Genomic DNA, 20,196 nt, shown 5'->3' with positions numbered 1-20,196 from the left:
TTTTTCTCCCCCTATTACCATCATCACTTTTTTTGTTTTGCTACTTATTATCATAGATCAAAAAAGAAGGATCAGCCAGACAGAAGTGCATCAGACTTTCTTCGACAAGAAATGGATCCTTCCGCTAGCTGTTTTACCTTCATTAAGGATGTGGTAAATTTTACAATAAATAAAGTGCAAAAAATGGCGAAATAGCTCTTGACAAAATCAATTTAGCCTATCTCGTTGTTACAAGAATGTAATGTCCCTAAAACACCCCTGAGATATTCAACACTTACAATTACCGTTGGGTGCAAGACATGTGAGAAACACGTCTTGCACACTAAGGAGGTTTTTACTTATATGAATATCATTAAAAGGCTGACGGCGGTAACAAGCCTGACGGTGTGCATCGGAATTCTCGCACCGACAACGATCGTCTGGGCCAAGACGAGCAGTACAAATGATAGTCACATGATCAAAAAAAATCCTGAATCCAAATCGGGCGCAGTCGGATTCGGTTTAAAAAAACCGGCTGAGCAAACAAGCAGCAATGAAAATAACAGTATATTCAGAAACGGTTTGCTTCAACAAGGGGACGCAGGGTCCACTGTTAAAAAGCTTCAGGATGCGCTTCATGCGCTTGGCTATTACAACGGCAGCGATAACGGGGTTTTCGGAGAACTCACAGCAGCAGCTGTCAGCTCGTTTCAGGCTGATCAAAAGATTACGGAAAACAGCATCGTCGGAACCGATACGGAAACAGCACCTTATGATGTCTACCGCAACACGAACGCAGTCAGGGCATATGTGCAAAAGTTAATAGAAAATCAGAAACAGGAACAAAGGGCTGCCGAAGCCAAGGTAGAAGCAGCAAGAGCTGAGCAGTCCAGCAAAGCAGCGATCCAAAAAAAGGCACAGGAAAAACGGGCTCCGGTTGTAGAAAATGTAGTTTATAAACCCCAACCCCAGAAAAACACTGTGCAGGCTGGAGGAACTTCTCAATCTTTGACCGTAACGGCAACAGGTTACGCACTGAGCGGGACCTCAGCCACCGGGATTGATTTCAGTGGAAACCCAAACGCCAAAGTCATTGCTGTCGATCCTAGTGTGATTCCACTTGGTTCACACGTCATGATTCCGGGTTACGGAGTCTACCTTGCCGCCGATACCGGTGGTAGCATTACGGGAAACCGGATTGACATTCACTTTTCAAATAATGCTGCAGCGCTGAATTTCGGAGTAAGAACCGTCACTATCCAGATTCTTCACTAAAACATCGTGCTATTCAGCAGTAAAAAGATCCCCGCATTCCGGGGATCTTTTTTTTACTGCCTATTTCTGCAGGACTGTAAATGTTTAATTTTAATGGTCAATCCGATACTGAATTTTTTGTTTCTCATTGTGTCTTTCAATCCCGAGATCAATCAGTTTTTCAATCAGCTTCCCGTAAGACAGCCCTGTATGCTTCCACAGCAGCGGAAACATGCTGAACTGGGTAAATCCAGGCATCGTGTTCACTTCGTTGACAATCACACGCTGATCTTTTTCACGGATAAAGACATCGACACGAGCAAGTCCTGAGAGACTTAGTGCATTGTAAGCACGCTTCGCGACATCCTCAAGCTCCGCTTTGACCTTTTCAGGCAAATCAGCGGGAATGACTAGGGTACTTTTACCCTCAACGTATTTTGACTGATAATCATAAAAGGCGGCATTCTTGGTTTTGATCTCGCCGGGAACAGAAACTGAGAGATCGTGATTGCCGATCACGCCGATTTCAACTTCACGTCCGGTAACTTTTTCTTCGATAATGACTTTTGTATCAAAACGGAATGCTTCTGTCACGGATGCCGAGAGCTCGGTTTCACTGAGGCACTGGCTGATACCGACACTTGAGCCGCAGTTTGCGGGCTTGATGAAGCAGGGATATCCGATTGTATTTTTGACTTTGAGAATGACTGACGGTGCATCGGTTTCCCATTCGTAGCGGATAACGGATAAATAATTCGGACCCGGTATATGATGTGCGGCAAAGACGTCCTTCATGAGCACCTTATCCATAGCTACAGCTGAGCCGGCGACTCCTGAACCGACATAGGCAATATTCAACAATTCAAAGAGGCCCTGCACTGTGCCGTCCTCCCCGTTTGGTCCATGAAGCAGCGGAAAAATGACATCCGGCCGTTTATTCCCAAGGGCGGGTGAAGAAGGGGCAAGCCAGTGTTCGGCCTGAGCTTCGATCGAGCGGTTTTCAGAAAGAAGCAGCTGATCCCTGTATTCGAGTTTCTTCGTAATTTCCGAGCCGGTAATCCAGCGGCCGTCCTGCTGTATGTGGACAGGCAGAACCCGATAATGTTCGAGATCCATCGCGTTGATCACGGAAAATGCGGTCAGAAGAGATATTTCATACTCCGTTGATTTTCCGCCATAAAGCACGGCGACCGTTTTTTTCTCATTCGTCATCATAAATTCCTCTATTCTCTTTCTGATTTCAACGGCGGAAGAATCGGGGCCTCGTTTTTTCTCAAGGTTGCCGGATCTTACACCAATTCTAGTTTAGCACAAACAATTAAAGAAAAAAGATGTATTCAAGCTAATTTTTCCTGCATTCGAAACGCTTCCGAAAGCAATTTCTATTTTTTTAAGTTCACATGTTCAAAATAATTTATTCGCTCAAGCATTGTCGGGTGATCGTACTGAACCCATTTGACAAGCGCCGGCGGGTTGATCTCGCCGAGGCTGGCCGCAGATAGTTTTTGAAAAGAGGAAATAGCAGCTGTACGATTTTTCGTCATATGGATTGCGTAACTATCCGCCGAATGCTCGAATTGCCTGGAGATTGCATTTTGCACCGGTTCACCGGCAAAGGACAGCGTGGCAAAGAGAAGCAGGACGAGCGGCAGTGCCGCCAGATCGCCGGGATGCGAAAGATTCAGCCGCGCACCCCAGCGTTCCACAATCCAGACCAGAAGTTTTGCTGCCAAAAAAAGGCCAATCAGGAGCCCTGCCAACGCTAAGACCATTCCCCAGAGAATATGGTGCATCACGTAATGTCCCATTTCATGCGCCATAATAAACAGCACTTGGGGTCTGCTCAGCTGATGAACAGTTGTATCCCAGAGGACGATGCGCAGGTTCGAGCCAACGCCGGTGACATAGGCGTTCATGGCATGCGTCTGTTTTGACATGTCCACTTCATAGACATTGTTCGCAGGGATTCCGGCGCGTGTTGCCAGACCCAGAATTTCCTGTTTCAGCTGGCCATTCTGCAGGCTCTGAAAATGATTATACAGCGGGTCAATCACGACCGGCTGCAGGTACATCATGAAAACAATAAACGGAACGGCCAGCAGCCACACGGGAAGCCACCAGTTTCGGGGATTTCTGCGAATGAAAAAAAACACTGCCGCAAGCGTAATAAAACCGATCAGGCTGTCGATGGCAAAACTGATTTCCTGATCCCTCAGCCAGCCCTGAATCGACTGAACCGATATCCCATAGTGAACAGACATTCTGTAAGTGATAAAATTAACCGGCAAAAAGGCAGCCGCAGAAACGAGAGACACTACCGCAAAACAGAAAAACATCTGTACAATAAACAGACGGGACAAACGTTCGGAGCAATTTCTTAGCCCGCGTGAGAAACCGGAGATTAATACAAATAGATAAACACCCCACTCAAGCGGAATAGCAGCAAACGAAATGAAATGGCGCCATGCGTTGTAGCGGGCACTTTCAGCCAGCTGGTGAGCGTTCATAAACAAAGAAGGATCTGCCGGCGTTCCCTTAGCATTCGGCGGAACACCCGCCTTCGCCCATATAAAGAAGTAGGCGGCCATGAACGCTAGATACACACCATAAACTGACGTAAAACCCCAGCCGATTTTTTTCAAAAGAACTCCTCCTCCCGTCTCCCGGGAAAACTCAGTCATGAAGAAATTGGACTGACTACTTTAAATTTAATCTTTCCCGAGGCCGTTTAGAACAAGCCCTAGAAAAACCGGCCAAAAAGCATTTCGTTCCAGTGATGCGATAATTGCGGTGTGCTGCATTTGTCGCATCAGATGCAAGTAGAATTACTGCGAGGAACGCATTGTTGATTTTTCTAAAGTTAATGTTGATTCTCACACTGTTTGTGTCGATTTTTTCCCGGGTTTCGTCGATTCTTACATCGTTTGTGTCGATTTTTCCCCGGGTTCCGTCGATTCTCACGCCGTTTATGTCGATTTTTTCACCTTGTACTGATCGTCACATAAAAATAAAGATAGCCATAATCAAAGATCGCTCACTTAATGGCAGGCGAATGTTTCTCTGAACCAGGGTGTAGGCGCTGGCATTAGTATAGACGGGTTCAGAAGAGGACAGAAAGCAGATCCTCAAGGCCGATTTTTCCAAAATACAGGTGCACATCTACTGTCTTGAGTTTTTCAGTGACATCGTCCTGCTCATATTTTGTGCCGACCAGCAGTTTTTCAATATCGGAAACATCTTCAACCCCAAAAAAGTCACCGTAAATAGACGCCGTTTCAATCACGCCTTTTTTGACATCCAGACGAATGTCGATCCGCCCGCCGGGGAACCGGTGCGCCTTGCGGACATTGAATTCAGGCGACTTTCCGTAGACCCAGTCCCAGTTGCGGTAACGATGCTGCGCGATAGCAACAATATTAGTCCAATCCTCGTCCGTCAGATGATACTCCGGAATCTCGCTGTTTCCTTCAAAAATGTAGTGCAGCAACGTTTCACGGAATTGCTGAATATCCATATCCTCTAAGAGATGTTCACGGATATTCGTCACACGGCTCCGCACGGATTTTATTCCCTTTGATTCATACTTTTCCGCATCCGGATGCAGCGCTTTTGAAACATTGTCAAGATTGACATCAAAAAGCAAAGTACCATGGCTGAAAATCCTGCCGTGGGTCACAAACTGGGCGTTGCCGGAAATCTTCCTGCCGTCCACTGTCAAGTCGTTGCGCCCTTCCAGCTTTGCATCAATGCCCATATGCTTCAGCGCTCTGATTACCGGCTCCGTGAACTTCCTGTAGTTATTAAAACTGTCCCCGTCATCTTTGGAGATAAAGCTAAAGCTGAGGTTACCCGGATCATTGTACACGGCCCCGCCTCCAGAAAGCCTCCGGGTCACCGTCACTTTGTGCGAACGGATATAATCCATATTCACTTCTTCAACAGCATTCTGATTCCGTCCGACAATAACTGTCGGGGTCATCCGGTAAAAAATCAGATAAGTCTCATTAATATTCAGGTGTGTCAAGGCGTATTCTTCCAACGCAAAATTAAGCGTCTGATCAAGAATATCCCGGTTATTGATATATTTCATCAGTGCCCCTCCTCGTTGGTAAATCATTACATTCTACTCTATCTTAAAACGGTTTCAGTTTATCGTCCAGATGATATGGTGTCGATTGCAGGGCTTACGCATTTAAAAAATGAGGAATATTCTTCCTAAAAACGGTAAAATGTGAAGAAAAGACCGTTTTAGGAGACATGTACTCATGACGAAACATTTGATCGACCACCTTTCTGATATCCCTGATCCACGCAGCGGGAATCACTTGCGCCATAATCTCATTGATATCCTGACCATCGCGCTGACCGCGACGATTTGTGCGATTGATTCGTTTACCGATATGGAAGAATTCGGCCATGCCCGTAAAGAATGGTTTGAAAGCTTCCTTGAGTTGCCCAATGGGATTCCCTCTCATGATACCTTTGCCCGGGTCTTTTCTCTGCTCGATCCTGAGACTGTTGAACGTTGCTTCATGAATTGGACAGCCGACGTCTACACACTGACCCAAGGCGAAGTAGTGGCCATTGATGGGAAAACACTGCGTGGCTCCCATCACCGTGCGGCTAACAAGCGAGCGATTCATACCTTATGCGCATGGGCGACCGAACAAAAGGCGGTACTGGCTCAGCGAAAAGTGGAGGGAAAAACAAATGAAATCACCGTTATTCCTGACCTGCTCGAACTGCTGAACCTCAAAGGCTGCGTGGTCACCCTTGACGCTAGGGGCTGCCAGAAAGATATTGCCGCCAAGATCAGGGAGAAAGAAGCGGATTATGTGCTGGCTCTGAAAGGCAACCAGTCCACGCTCCATGAAGACGTCCGACTGTATCTGGAAGACGCACAGAAAAATGCGTTTAAGGATGTCCCGCACAGCTTCTATAAACAGGTCGAAAAAGGTCATGGTCGTGTCGATGTCCGCCGTTACTGGACGACCGACGCCATTGATTTTTTGGATCAAAAAGAGGAATGGAAAGGACTTAAAAGTGTCGGTGTGGTTGAGTCTGAACGGCAGACTGGTGATCAGGTCAGCGTGGAACGCCGGTTCTATCTATCCTCACTTTCCAGCGATGCGAAAACATTCGCTAAAGCCGTGCGCCAGCACTGGCAGATCGAAAATGGACTTCATCACGTGCTCGATGTCACGTTCCGAGAGGACGAGCAGCGCATGCGTCTGAAAAATAGTGCGCAGAATATGGCTCTGCTGCGCCGATGCGTGGTCAATTTACTGAAGCAGGAGACAACGAGTAAGCGGAGTATTCGAGGAAAGCGGTTAAAAGCAGGTTTTGATTTTCCCTATTTAAAAACGGTGCTTGCGCTGGCTTATCGCCTCTCGGATCGTTCATAATTCATTTGTTGCACTCATTGTAGCACGCGATCAATCAGAATTTCTAATGCGTTTGCCCTGGTATCGATTGAATGATTTGATTTAACTGTGGGTACCTTATTTCTGTTTTTCTTTGCAAGAAGACCGGATTTAAGCTAAGCTATTTTTGTCAGCTGCTGTACAGGCACCGCCAGTTTACAGAGCAGCCATCAACGACAGTCGGGAGGACACGCGGATGACAACAATCTATCTGGTCAGACATGGACGGACACTTTTTAATTTATTAGATAAAGTTCAGGGGATCTCGGACACTCCGCTTTTGCGCGAGGGTGAACAGAAGGCTAAAGAACTGGGTGAACGGTTCAAGCAGGAGGGCATCACTTTTGACGCGGTTTATACGAGTGATCTGAGCCGGGCTGTTAAAACCACTCGCCTGCTTCTTTCCCGTTCGGCAAATCCTGATCTCCCTGTGATTGAGACTACGGATCTTCGTGAAACAAGCTTCGGCATGTTTGAAGGCGAGCCGAACGATGCCGTATGGGGGCGCGCCGGCGAAGCATCAGGCAACGCGGAACTTAATGGCAGCGCACCGGATGAAATACGGCTCGAGGGTCTTTCCACTTTGAAAAAACTGGACACGACTGGATACGGCGAAAGCTTCGAAGACGTCCGTGTCAGGTTGGAACGCATTTTTAATGTATTTGCTTCTTCAGGAAAATCGAGTATCCTTGCCGTCAGCCATGGCATGTTCATCAACAGTGTCGTCTATACTCTGGTCAAAAAAGAGACCCACCTGCCTCCGATCCCGAATACAAGCGTAACCAAATTGGTCTATCGCGATGGCAAGCTTGAGATCATATATGTCGGAAGAACGGAAGATTTGTGATTGGGTCATTGTTCAGGAATCACGTATATCCGAATCTGAGTTATAGAACTATGTCCGGATATTCATTAATACAAAAGAGAAGCTTTTTCCGCAGAACAAACCGGGCAAAGCTTCTCTTTTGTATTTTTAGCAATAAAAAACCACCTTCACACTTCATAAAGGTGGTTCATTAAAAATTTTTTATTGATCAGGATTCCACCGATGATTCAGAAGTATGATTCATCGATCTTGTTTTGTCTTGGTTCAGGTAGAATTTAATTGAGAACGTAATAATGCTCAATGCCAAACCTACGAGAACGAACACAACGAGTGCCGTGGTATTCTGAACAAACATTTGATGCTGGTGTCCATCGATGATATTTCTGAATCCGTTGACACTGTACGTCATTGGCAGCACATGTGAAACGGACTGAAGCCATTTCGGTATCAGCTCAATTGCATAAGCACCACCGCTGGTCACAAGCTGGAAAATCAGGATGACAATGCAGGCAAACCGGCCCTCATTGTTGAATGAACCAGCCAGCCACTGAATGATCGCCATAAAACTCATACTTGTCAAAATCGTAAATCCGATAAACACTACAGAATTATTGACATGAAGGCCTAGGGCCATCAGAACAACCACGTCGATCAACAAGGCCTGCCCGATTGACATCAGGATCGTAATGAAAAATTTGCTTAATGCGATATTCCATCCACCCGTTGCTACCCCCGCAGGTTTCCCGAGATCATAGATAATTGTCAGCAGCAATGCCCCGACGTAAAGGCCTAACGAGATGAAGTAAGGAGCAAAACCGGATCCGAATGTGTTGACGGACTGATGTGACCCGTCAATGGTCGTCACTGGCTGAGAAAACTTCGTGGCGTGCGCATTATTTGTAGGCGTCTTAGCCAGCTGACTGTGCGCGTCGGAGAGACTACTACCGAGCTTCGTATTGCCATCATAAATTTTCTGCGCACCGGCTGTGAGCTGATTCGTGCCATTGGACAATTGCTTCTGTCCGTTAGATAGACTTGATAGTCCATTGTTCAGCGTATCCATGTTTGTTGCCAGCTGATTGCCGCCGGATACGAGCTGATTCGTGCCGCTTTGAAGCGATTGAATGCCATTGACCAGCTGAGGCCATGTCTGGTTCAGCTGGCTATTGCCTGCAGCAAGTTGACCGGCACCATTTCCGAGAGCCTTAGTAGCACCAGGAACTTTTGCCAGATTTGTTTGCAATGTGGCCATTCCGCCGGACAGCCGAGCCTCTCCATCTACGAGTTTAATAAAATTCGACTGCAAAGCCTGCTGCCCGCTGTTTAACTGATCAACACCTGTTGTTAATTGTGCAACACCGGCAGATAATTGCTCATTTTGTGAACTAAATGTAGTCATATTACCATTTAAAGTGTTTAATCCACTTGATAAAGATGCCGAGGCATCGACTAAACTTGGATTGCCATTTATACCATTGTTAAACGCCTTATCAATCTCACTAGCACCATTAACCAGTTGACTAATGTCAGTTGGGTTAATAGAAGGAACTGTAATGCCTTGAATATTACTGTCTAAGGCGGCTGCTCCCTGTTTAAGCGCATCGAGACTTGAGTTTGGTACGGTAATGCCATTTTCTTCAGCAGTAATAATCTGATTTATACTCTCTTTTAGGTTAGATGATCCTTGTTTAAGTTGATTAATTTGATCTGAAGATGGTAACTGTTCAGCAACGGAAGCCAGATTGTTGACCCCATCAGAAACCTGGTGTGCATAAGGGGCCAAAGTACTAATTCCTGAAGCTAATTGATCAGCTCCTGTGTTGAGCTGGGCAACTCCTTTCACTAATGCATCTATTTGCGGTTTCGAAGCAGCCAATTGTTTATTCAACTGATCCAACCCATCTTTTTCCCGCTGCATACCCTTCTCGAATTGATTCAAACCGGCCAGATACTGATTCATCCCAGTGGTGAGCGATTTTGATCCACCAGTAAGTTGTCCTGAGCCACTGGCGAGCTGTGCGGCTCCTTTATTTAATTGATCCAGTTTATCAGCCAGGTTGCTCGCCCCGTCGGCCAGCTGTGCTACATTACCACTGTTGGAACTTGTTTGCGAGTACAACTGATTCGTTCCATCGGCAGCTTGCTTCAGGCCGTCATTCAGACTGGAAGCCCCGCTCGCCAGTTTCCCGGATCCGCCGGCCAGTTTATTCGTGCCGTTCATCATATCTTTGAATCCGCTTTTTAGCGTGTTCAGTCCATCGACTTCTTTTTTACTTCCGCTTGCCAGTGTCTTTGAACCATTGGCTGCATCTTTTAAGCCACCGGTGAGTTTATTAATCTGCGCGTACATCGATTGAGCATATGTTTTGGTTATTTCATTGGAGACGCGCTCTTTCAGTTGCAGCAGGCCCATGTCCGCCATTCTTGAGGAAATGAAGTTGTAATCGGCGTTGATTCGATAATCGATGTTAGCCGGTTTCAGTTGCTGATCCATCAGCGTTGTCGCATTCTTTGAGAAAGACGCTGGAATCCGGACTGTCATGAAATAGTGGTTGTTTTTGAAACCGTCCTGAGCTTCTTTTTCACTGACAAACTGCCATTTAAAATCAGTATTCTTTCTCAGATTTTTTACCAGGTCGCTCCCGGCGTTAATTTGTTTCCCCGCAATCTCCGCGCCGCTATCCTGATTGACAACGGCAACAGGAAGATTACCCGTCTTGCCGAATGCATCCCAGAATGAATAAAGAAACATTCCGGCATACAAAAGCGGAACGCACATAACCGCAACCATGACAACGATATTATGCGGTTTGGAGACAATTGCCTTCAGTTCGGCAACGATCAAATGAATAAAGTTCATGAATGAATACACCCTTTTCCGTAAAACTTTAGCAATGTGCTGCCATGCTGCTAACTTATGACAAAACTTTTTTCTAAATGACTATTTCAGTCATTTAGTCACTTTCGTTTAAAAAAATAGTCAGCCCGCATACTATTTTTTTAAACCTCTAACCAGATATAGTTCAAACAAATCGGCAATCTCTTCACTGGATAAGGGGTTGTGGCGTTGTTCCCAGTCAAAAACAAGCGCAATGTAGAGTTTCAAAATGACAAATGCCGTCACTTTGGGATCGCAATGTTTGATGTCGCCTTTTTTCTCGGCTTCCTTAATAATATCCACGAGAAAATCAAGAATTGCGTCTTCGACATCACCCAGAGCCTGTTTCGCCTGCATCGTACCGATCTCTTTGATTTCCTGAGTCAATTTGATTGTCAGCTGATGCTCCTTTCTGAATTCCAGCACGCTGAACAACGCCCGGTGCAGGTTTTCAAAGAAAGAATCTTCAGGCTTAATGGCGCCCATTGCAACTTTTTTCACTTTCTGGATGAACTGATTCATTATTTCATAGAACAATTCCTCCTTATTCTTAAAAAAAGTGTAAATCGTTCCCTTGCCAACACTTGCCACCCGGGCCACGAGATCCATTGTCGTTGCTTTATAGCCAAACGAGGCAAAGGTCTCTTCCGCAGCCTTAATAATGCTTTCTTTCCGATCGACAGCCATTTTCCATCACCATATTCTGACCAAATGAACAAATCGGTCATTTCGTTTCGTAGAAAATAATACCACAGTGCGACAGTGGACGCAAGAAAATCTAATTCACTTTTTTTATTTGAAAATGCTGGAACAGAAGAGATTCTCAGAACGCTAGTGAAACCAACATTCAACTTTACACAACCTTAGTAAAAGAGAAGCGATCAGGGTCTGTCTCGCGCTGCCGAAATCGTTCGTTCTCTGCAAAATCTGTCCCTTTCATTTTTGAACAGGAAAGCGCCCGGTTTTCGTGCCGAGGCGCTATTTTTTGTGCGATTCATTTCACGGTCAGCGTACTCTCTCAGAGATGGGAAAACCACCTGACTTCAACTTTATCTGAAGCCGGCCCCTGCATTCCGGTCTGCGGATTATAAGGAATCACGTAGTACGCTACATTGGACAAAGGATTGACAAAATCAATCCGGTATTGATTTTGTCCGGTCACTTCGCCTTTGTACGTCGTTTTGCCGTTTTCTTCTGAATAGATCTTGTAGACAATCCGCTTATCGGACGATCCGCTCCAGCTGAGATTCAGCGCGGGCATCGCAAATTTTCCAAGTGTTCCCTGAACGTTCAGGTTAGTCACACGTGCAAGACGCACCGGCTGATCCAGATCAGAGACACCGGCCGGTTTCTCAAATGCGAGCTTTGACTGGCCCGGGATGCTGTTGACAACGGATTTAAACAATCTCACAGCATCGTCACTGGAGCCGGAAAGATATTGATTCTTATCGGTCGTATCATAGCCGATCCAGACTGATCCAACAGCGTCCGGCGTATAGCCGACAAACCAGGCGTCACGAAGTCCGTTCTTTGTATAGGCTGTTGATCCGGTCTTTCCGGCAATAGAAACCGGGCTGTAGCCCACCTCTGCAGTACCGTTTTGAACAACCGACTGCAGCATTCGCGTCATATACCAGGCTGTCTGTGGAGAAAATATTTTCTTTGTTGTCGGATGGGCCGTAGCAATCTTCTGCCCCTGGCTGTTGTAAATCGCCTGAATGAAATATGGCTGAGACTGTACGCCCTGATTATCGAAAGCCGTGTATGCCGAAGCCATCTGCATTGGGGTTACGCCCTGCTGCAAGCCGCCAAGCGCGATTGCCAGGCCTTTATCGGGAATATTGATACCCATCTTCGACAAATAGCTCTTGCTTTTATTGATCCCGATCTGATTCAGGAGCCAGACAGCAGGGGCATTTTCCGAAACCGTAATGGCATCGTACATCGTTATTTTCCCCCTGTATACGCCATTGTAGTTTGTCGGTTTATAATTTCCGTAGCTGACTTCCTTATCCTGAAGCAGAGAATACGGCTGATAGCCGCCCGAGTCCAGTGCCGGACCGTAAACTGCAAGCGGCTTAAATGATGATCCCGGCTGCCGCGGATCATTGACATGGTTATAGCTTCCGCTCACGTAATCCCGTCCGCCCTGAACTGCCATCACACCGCCGTCCTTATTCATCAGTGTAAAAGCCCCCTGCGGTGAAAGTTTCGGATTTGTGCCGCGGAAATACGCATTATTTTGAAAAGCGTTATAGGAAGCAGTCTGTGCGGCTATGTTCATCGGCACCACTATTTTATAACCACCGCGGGTCAGATCGTCCGGACTAATATGATAGCGCTGTTCCGCCTCGTCTTTAACCATGTCGATATAAGTATCGTATTCGGGATGCGTTTGAATCTTGTGCACATTGAGCCCGAGTGACTGACGTTTCAGCTGCGCCGCCTCATTTGCTGAAATATAGCCGTATTTCTGGAGCTGGCCGAGCACGAGATTGCGCCTTTCCAGCGCCTTTTGCGGATAGAAGATCGGCGAATAGCCATTCGGACCCTTAGGCAGTGCTGCGAGCAGAGCACCCTGGTCCTCCGTAAGCTGGCTGACATCTTTGTTAAAGAAAAACCGCGAAGCCATTTGAATGCCATAAATTCCGTTTCCAAAATAAAGCTGATTCAGATACATCTCCAGAATTTGGTCTTTAGTGTACTTTCTCTCTAGGCTAATCGCAATGGCCGCTTCCTGTGCCTTACGGAACCATGTTTTCTGATTAGAAAGATACGCATTTCTCGCAAGCTGCTGTGTGATCGTGCTACCGCCTTCCGCCTTTGACCCGGACAGAATATCTGTCACCACAGCCCGGAATGTTCCGCGTAGGTCAATGCCTGAATTTTGATAAAAGCGGGCGTCTTCCGTCGCGATAAAAGCGTCCTGAACTTTTTTTGGAACTTGTTTCAACGACACCGGTTCCTGGTTTTCTGAATAAATCTTGGAGATCTCATGGCCTTGTTCGTCAACGACAACCGAACTCTGGCCCATGACCATCTTTTTATCATTTGTATAATGATTACCGACAAGAAGAAGCACAAAATAGAACAGCAGACCGACGATCATCGCACCCAACACAAAGTAGGCGACTTTAAACGAGTACATCGCTATGGTTTTCCTGTCCATATGTTCCACTCCGCTCTTCCATGCTTTCAACCAATTCCAGTTCATATATCTTACATCCTTTTATAGTCTTTGCATTTTCTTATTCCACATTACCAAAAAAATCGAAAGACGCAACTTTTTACAAAAATTTTTGACAGGATGGGACAAAAAACAGCCTCTTTCCGCTTTATGCTGGAAAGAGGCTGCGAGATGCATGCACTATATTATTTATTTAGAAACCGGATTATGTCAGGATACAGATTTATCTTCTGACGCAAGCTTTTTCTGAAGTTCACTGTGATTGCGGCTGTATGCAAAATAAACAACCATGCCGATAGCGAACCAGACGACGAAACGAATTAACGTTGCCTCCTGGAGATTAAATACAAGATAACCGCAGGACAGGACGGCCAGCGGAACAACGACAGGTACCCAAGGGGTCCGGAACGCTCTTTTTCTGTCAGGCTGTCTGTACCTCAGAACCCAAACGCCGATCGAAACAATGATAAAGGCAAATAATGTACCAATATTTGCGAGCTCTGCAACAATACCAATTGGAAGGAAGCCCGATGCAATGATCGTGACAATAGCAACGATAACAGTAGATGTAATTGGTGTCTTATGCTTTTCGCTGACTCTGCCGAATATCTCGGGAATCAGGCCATCACGGGACATGGCAAAGAAGATACGTGTCTGCCCATAAGTAATAACGAGAAGCACTGAAGTAATGCCGCAGATGGCCCCGACAGATACCAGTGCAGAACCCCAGTTAATACCGATTTTTGCAAGTGCGTAAGCAACAGGAGCGGGATTGTTGAGTTGCGTATATTTAACAACGCCCGTAAGAATGCCTGCCACGATAATATAAAGAGCCGTGCAAATCAAGAGTGAATAAAGAATGCCTCTCGGCAGGTTTTTCTGTGGATTAACGGTTTCTTCGGCAGCGGTTGACACGGCATCAAAACCAAGGTAGGCAAAGAAAATAATTGCGGCGCCAGAAACAACCCCATGAAATCCAAAAGGCATAAACGGATGCCAGTTGGTCGGATTGACATGCCATACGGCAAGAACAATGAACAGTACAACAACAGCCAGTTTAATAACAACGATAACACCGTTTAAATTTGAAGTATTGCGGACACCGGAAATCAGCAGCCAGGAAATCAATGCGATGATCAGCATGGCTGGCAGATTAACTACCCCACCTGCTCCAGGTGCAGCTGTAACAGCTACCGGTAAGTTAATGCCAATACTTTTCAGTAGAGTTACTGCATAGCCGGACCAGCCAATCGCAACTGCGCTGATGGACACCGCATATTCAAGAATTAGATCCCAGCCGATAATCCACGCCCATATTTCTCCAAGTGCAGCGTAGCTGTATGTATATGCGCTCCCGGCCACAGGCACCATCGACGAAAATTCAGCATAGCACAAAGCTGCAAAAAAGCAGGCAATACCGGACAAAATAAATGATATAACCAAAGCAGGGCCTGAATATTGCGCAGCTGCAACACCGGTTAAAACGAAAATGCCTGTACCAATAACCGCCCCGATCCCAAGCAAAGTCAGGTCAACTGCATTCAGAGTTTTTTTCAGACCTTGTTTGCCCTCTGTTTCTCCGATCAGGGTATCAATGGGTTTGGTAGAGAAAATACCGCTCATTTAAAACCGCCTCCCAATAAAAGTGATTAAATAATAATGCAAGAAAATTTATAACAATTAAAATTATAGATAATTGAAAATCAATTTCAAGGGAACATGTCATATTTTCTAACACACAAATTGAAGATATATCATTTTTACTATAGAATTCATGGTTGCATTTACTTTTTTTTGAAAAAATATTATTAAAGAAGCTGACACTGTTTTTTTATTCACTGAAATTTTGCCCGCAAAATAATTATTGATGTATGGGGAAGCGACCCTTTTGATGTATTTTCATGAAAAAGAAGGGCTTTTAAAGAAAATAGTTTGGCCAATACATAAAAAGTCTTCCTGTGCTGAGTACGCAAGGAAGACTTTTTAACTAGGCTTATTAATCATACTTTTGTTAACCGAAAGAATATTGTTTCAGCGTTACTGTGCTTTTTCCTCAGACTTTGCGCTGATTTGCAGCAGACTGTGCGTCCGGCTGTAAGCAAAGTAGACAATCAGTCCGAGCACAAACCAGACAACGAAGCGAATCCATGTCGCAGGCTGAAGTCCGGTAATCAGATACGCGCAGGAAATGATGCCAAGTATCGGAACCCATGGAAAAAGCGGTGCCTTGAACGAGCGCTTCAGATCCTTACGTCTGTAGCGGAGAACGATAACCCCTGCGCAGACAATGATGAAAGCGAACAGCGTGCCGATGCTGACCAGTTCAGAAACAAGGCCAATTGGGAAAAATCCGGCAGTAATCGCGCAAGCCGTTGCAACGATAATCGTTGAGAGTTTCGGTGTCTGATGTTTCTTGTCAACGCTGCCAAGCACTTTAGGAAGCAGTCCATCTCTTGCCATAGCAAAGAAGATTCGCGATTGTCCGTACATCAGAACGAGGCAAACGGATGTAATCCCGCAGATCGCGCCGACAGAAACCATAGCCGATCCCCAGTGGATGCCGATCTGATCCAACGCGTAAGCAACAGGCGCCGCCTGTCCGGCCGGTGTGCCATAAGCCGTGTATTTAACAATTCCGGTCAGGATTGCCGAAACAATGATGTAAAGTGCGGTACAGACCAGAAGTGAGTAGATAATGCCTCTTGGCATATCTCTCTGAGGATTGCGTGTTTCCTCAGCCGCGGTCGATACAGCATCAAAACCTATATAGGAGAAGAACACCACTGCCGCACCGGAAACAACACCATTAAAGCCAAAAGGCATAAATGGAACCCAGTTACCCGGTTTGACGTGCCAGACAGCCAGCACGATAAAGAGCAAAACCACTGCGACCTTTATAATGACAATGACGCCATTCAAACCGGATGTATTTTTAACCCCACTGATCAGCAGCCAGGCGATTAATCCGATAATCAGCATCGCCGGAATATTGACAACTCCTCCCTTATCAAAAGGGGAGAGTGTAAGTGCCGTTGGTAAATGGATGCCCATATTATTTAACAGATTGACCACATAACCGGACCAGCCGATCGCTACAGTAGCAATACCTACTGCATATTCAAGAATCAGATCCCAGCCGATAATCCAGCCCCAAATTTCTCCGAGGCCTGCATAACCATATGTATAAGCACTTCCGGCAACAGGTATCATTGAAGCGAATTCCGCGTAGCACAGTGCCGAAAAAACGCAGGCAAGACCGGATAAAACAAATGAGATCACCAAAGCCGGACCCGACAGTTTTGCTGCGGCAACACCTGTAAGAACAAAAATCCCTGTACCGATAATACAACCGATGCCGAGCAAAGTGAGATCAAAAGCCCCCAAAGCCTTTTTCAGCCCTTGTTTGCCCTTGGTTTCATCCAAGAGCATGCTGATTGGCTTTGTTCTAAATATTCCATTCATAAACAGACCCCCAAAGAATTGTAAAATAAGTACTAAATTGAATTGTACAAAAATTGCTTATTCATTAATTATAAATGAATTGTAAATGATTTCAATACATCATGTTAAGTTTTTTGACATATTACTTGAATTTAATAAAAAAGTTCTTTAAAATATAATATTTCGTTTCTCATATTGACGAACAGTAAGAATTCTGGTAGTATATTTTCGTTAAGCATTTTGAATATGCTTCTGGGGCATTAGCTCAGCTGGGAGAGCGTTGCCTTCGCATGGCAGAGGTCAGGGGTTCGATCCCCCTATGCTCCATAAAATTTAATTGTTGTTCGAAGAGCCGCACGTATCTGTTGTGCGGCTCTCTTTACAGGAGTTTATGAATTATTTTTGGAAAGCAGATGTTAACTAACATTATGCCTAATTCGTCACTTATTGAGAAGCTGAAACTGGACAGATACAAAAAAGTCGCGATCATGAATCTCCCGAAGTCTGAAATGGATTGTTTTAATAATCTGGCTGAGTACGACCAAGTTTTAAAAACAGACAGATATGACTTGATTTTTGCATTTGTCTTCTCCCTCAACGAGCTGAAAGAAATGGTTCGGGAAACAATCAGCCATGACCGGCTGCAGAAAAATGGCTATCTGTATATCGCTTATCCCAAAAAGGGAAATAAGATTTATCCCGATTCCATTCACCGTGATGAACTATTTCCAAACCTGAATGTCAATTCAGACGGCTATGTTGGAAAAAGTGATATTAAGTTCGCCCGGATGATCAGCCTCGATGAGGTTTTTACCGTCATCGGGCTGAAAGAGGCCGGATTCAGGAAGGGAAAATCAAACTCAACGAGCAACCAGTCCGCCGATGACTATGTCAGCTATATTCCTCAGATAGAGCTCTATCTTTCGGGAAAAACAGCTGCTGCCTTTTATAAAAATCTGGCTCCCGGTTACCAAAAAGACTGGGCAAGATATGTGTTCAGTGCAAAGCATGAAACAACCCGTGAAAAACGCCTGTCGGAGATGGAAATAATTCTGGATAAAGGATTTAAATCAAAAGACCTCTACCGCAGGTCACTTTAAAAAACGAAACGGATTCGCCGCAGCGGATCCGTTTTTCACTTTTTCTGTAACAAGAGTTTATTTGTTATTTCTCATTTCAGTCGCAAAACGGCCAGAATTTTCTGCAGGCCGAATCCGATAACGCTATAGACAATCAGGGCGAAAACTGCTGAAAGATCCAGTATACGGTTGTTGAAGGCGACCGGATGAAAAATGCCTGTGAAAGGGTGCAAAATCGGCTCGCTCAGCCCATTGAGCAGATTGACAAACGGCGTATTGTTCGCTCCAAAAAATTTGAGCAGTATATATAAAGTGATGATAATTTGTATAAAAGTCAGAAGGATGCTCACCAGTTTCGGAAGCATACCTGAATTTTTCCCCTTCACATTTCTTCTCCCTTTCCAGCATAAATCTTAATCTCTGAGTCACTCTGTCAGTTGATCTGCTGTTTTCCATGTTAAGTGATTATCGCTTTTCCGTCAATTAAAAAAAGACTCTGCCGGAAATAGCAAAGTCTTTTTTCTGATTCTGATAAAAGTGGGTAAACAGTACTTCTGATCAGTGATTTAACCGATTTTCCAGTGCAGATTTTTCATCTTCGTAACCTGGTTTGCCAAGCAGAGCGAACATATTCTTCTTGTAAGCTTCGACACCCGGCTGGTTGAACGCGTTGACGCCAAGAAGGAACCCGCTAACTGCAACAGCCTTTTCAAAGAAATACATCAGATAACCGAGATGATACGGTGTCAATTCAGGAATAGTTACGACAAGCTGTGGCACCTGTCCGTCCGTGTGTGCCAGACGGACACCTTCAGAAGCTCTTTTATTGACATAGTCCATCGTTTTTCCGGAAAGGAAATTCAGATTGTCGAGATTTTCCGCCTCAGACTTAATCGTTATATTCTTGCGCGGTTCGTCAACAAGAACTGCCGTTTCAAACATGACGCGGCTGCCTTCCTGGACAAACTGACCGAGTGAGTGCAAATCCGTGCTGAAATCGCCGGATGAAGGATAAAGCCCTTTGAAATCTTTTCCTTCACTCTCGCCAAAAAGTTGCTTCCACCATTCCGAAAAATAATGGAGATTCGGTTCAAAGTTAACAAGCATTTCAACGGATTTGCCCTTGTTATAGAGAATATTGCGAACAGCCGCATACTGATAGGCCTGATTCTTGCTCAGCTCCGGTTCACTGAAATCGTTCTGAGCGTCCCGGGCCCCTTCCATCAGACTGCTGATATCGATACCTGCGGCAGCGATCGGCAAGAGGCCGACTGCTGTCAAAACGGAGAACCGGCCGCCAACATCGTCCGGAATCACAAAGCTCTCATAGCCCTCTTTGTCAGCGAGTGTTTTAAGCGCGCCCTTTGCTTTATCTGTCGTCGCATAAATACGACCCTTTGCCTCTTCTTTTCCATATTTCTTTTCAAGAAATTCGCGGAAAACACGGAAGGCAATAGCAGGCTCAGTCGTCGTACCGGATTTTGAAACCACGTCAACTGAAACATCCTTGTCTTTGAGTACATCAAACAGTTCATTCAGGTAAGTTGAACTGATGCTGTTCCCTGCAAAGAATATCTGTGGCGCTTTGCGTTCATCTTTGCTCAGTTCGTTGAAAAAAGAATGATTTAGTGTCTGAATCGCCGCACGGGCACCCAAATAGGATCCACCGATTCCGATGACAACAAGGACATCAGAATCACTCTTGATTTTTTCAGCAGCTTTCTGAATCCGCGCAAACTCTTCTTTGTCATAGTCGGTCGGGAGGGTCAGCCAGCCAAGAAAATCATTTCCTGCAATTGTTTTTTCATGGATCGCTTTATGGGCAGCTGAAACCTGTGCCGACAAGTAATCCAGTTCATGCTCCGCAAAAAACGGAAGCGCATTGCTGTAATCAAAAGCAACTTTCTTACCCATTATTCTTCTGCCTCCAATAATCGAACGAAGTTATCACTCTTTAACTGTACAAGACAAAACGGATAAATTCAAGTCGTGAATAGCCGATAATTCTGGGATGGAACCGATTTCACAATTATGACAATAATTATCGGGCAGCAGTAAAAAAATGTTTTAAAAAAAGATGCATAATTATTGTCCTGCAAGGCAACCTAAGTCTGCACTGACATATAAGC

Annotated in this window: 14 protein-coding genes and 1 tRNA gene; 5 read left to right on the top strand and 10 right to left on the bottom strand. The window is 45.3% G+C overall.

From position 1 onward, the window contains the following. The first annotated feature begins 342 nt into the window (after positions 1-342). The gene (locus tag COP04_RS07695; RefSeq protein ID WP_100487434.1) at positions 343-1,254 is read left to right on the top strand and encodes a 3D domain-containing protein; all 912 of its coding nucleotides are present in this window, start codon (positions 343-345) and stop codon (positions 1,252-1,254) included. Between the two features lie 90 nt (positions 1,255-1,344). Here COP04_RS07695 and COP04_RS07690 read toward each other — a convergent pair whose 3' ends face one another. The 3 genes from COP04_RS07690 to COP04_RS07680 form a co-directional block, all read right to left on the bottom strand. Then, entirely contained in the window at positions 1,345-2,445 is a 1,101-nt protein-coding gene (locus COP04_RS07690; protein ID WP_100487433.1) for a D-alanine--D-alanine ligase, read from the bottom strand. Positions 2,446-2,615: 170 nt separating this feature from the next. Next, positions 2,616-3,875, bottom strand: coding sequence for a M48 family metallopeptidase (locus tag COP04_RS07685; protein ID WP_239984802.1), 1,260 nt, complete (start codon positions 3,873-3,875; stop codon positions 2,616-2,618). Between the two features lie 458 nt (positions 3,876-4,333). Further along, positions 4,334-5,323, bottom strand: a complete 990-nt coding sequence (locus COP04_RS07680; protein WP_100487431.1) for a lipoate--protein ligase — start codon at positions 5,321-5,323, stop codon at positions 4,334-4,336. Between the two features lie 175 nt (positions 5,324-5,498). Here COP04_RS07680 and COP04_RS07675 point away from each other — a divergent pair, with 175 nt between their 5' ends. Together COP04_RS07675 and COP04_RS07670 are read left to right on the top strand one after the other, a co-directional pair. Continuing rightward, positions 5,499-6,638, top strand: a complete 1,140-nt coding sequence (locus COP04_RS07675; RefSeq protein WP_100487430.1) for an ISAs1 family transposase — start codon at positions 5,499-5,501, stop codon at positions 6,636-6,638. Between the two features lie 214 nt (positions 6,639-6,852). Continuing rightward, on the top strand, positions 6,853-7,503 hold the full coding sequence (locus COP04_RS07670; protein WP_100487429.1) for a histidine phosphatase family protein: 651 nt from the start codon (positions 6,853-6,855) through the stop codon (positions 7,501-7,503). A gap of 187 nt (positions 7,504-7,690) precedes the next feature. On the opposite strand, the gene COP04_RS07665 is transcribed toward COP04_RS07670, so the two are convergent. The 5 genes from COP04_RS07665 to COP04_RS07645 all read right to left on the bottom strand — a co-directional run bounded on the left by COP04_RS07665 (position 7,691) and on the right by COP04_RS07645 (position 17,009). Beyond that, the gene (locus COP04_RS07665; RefSeq protein ID WP_100487428.1) at positions 7,691-10,342 is read right to left on the bottom strand and encodes a YhgE/Pip domain-containing protein; all 2,652 of its coding nucleotides are present in this window, start codon (positions 10,340-10,342) and stop codon (positions 7,691-7,693) included. A gap of 132 nt (positions 10,343-10,474) precedes the next feature. Next, positions 10,475-11,047: a TetR/AcrR family transcriptional regulator gene (locus COP04_RS07660; RefSeq protein WP_100487427.1), complete on the bottom strand. Its 573-nt coding sequence runs from the start codon at positions 11,045-11,047 to the stop codon at positions 10,475-10,477. A 331-nt stretch (positions 11,048-11,378) separates the two neighbouring features. Beyond that, positions 11,379-13,574, bottom strand: coding sequence for a transglycosylase domain-containing protein (locus COP04_RS07655; RefSeq protein WP_239984801.1), 2,196 nt, complete (start codon positions 13,572-13,574; stop codon positions 11,379-11,381). A 183-nt stretch (positions 13,575-13,757) separates the two neighbouring features. Beyond that, entirely contained in the window at positions 13,758-15,170 is a 1,413-nt protein-coding gene (locus COP04_RS07650; RefSeq protein ID WP_100487426.1) for an amino acid permease, read from the bottom strand. 414 nt (positions 15,171-15,584) lie between these two features. Continuing rightward, positions 15,585-17,009, bottom strand: coding sequence for an amino acid permease (locus COP04_RS07645; RefSeq protein ID WP_100487425.1), 1,425 nt, complete (start codon positions 17,007-17,009; stop codon positions 15,585-15,587). 233 nt (positions 17,010-17,242) lie between these two features. On the opposite strand from COP04_RS07645, the gene COP04_RS07640 reads away from it, so the two are divergent. Both COP04_RS07640 and COP04_RS07635 read left to right on the top strand, forming a co-directional pair. Then, positions 17,243-17,315: transfer RNA gene (locus COP04_RS07640), tRNA-Ala, on the top strand. A gap of 101 nt (positions 17,316-17,416) precedes the next feature. Next, entirely contained in the window at positions 17,417-18,088 is a 672-nt protein-coding gene (locus tag COP04_RS07635; RefSeq protein WP_100489586.1) for a YdeI/OmpD-associated family protein, read from the top strand. A 71-nt stretch (positions 18,089-18,159) separates the two neighbouring features. Here COP04_RS07635 and COP04_RS07630 read toward each other — a convergent pair whose 3' ends face one another. Continuing rightward, complete coding sequence (locus COP04_RS07630) at positions 18,160-18,453, bottom strand: YggT family protein (protein WP_100487424.1); 294 nt, start codon at positions 18,451-18,453, stop codon at positions 18,160-18,162. Between the two features lie 172 nt (positions 18,454-18,625). Next, positions 18,626-19,981 carry a glucose-6-phosphate isomerase gene (locus COP04_RS07625; protein WP_100487423.1) on the bottom strand — a complete coding sequence of 452 codons (1,356 nt, stop codon included), beginning with the start codon at positions 19,979-19,981 and terminating at the stop codon, positions 18,626-18,628. Positions 19,982-20,196: the final 215 nt, after the last annotated feature.

Origin of the sequence: Sporolactobacillus pectinivorans (assembly GCF_002802965.1) — a bacterium.
Classification (GTDB): Bacteria; Bacillota; Bacilli; order Bacillales; family Sporolactobacillaceae; genus Sporolactobacillus; species Sporolactobacillus pectinivorans.
The sequence above is the reverse complement of the archived record's forward strand: the minus strand, read 5'-3'. Positions and strand labels throughout refer to the sequence as shown.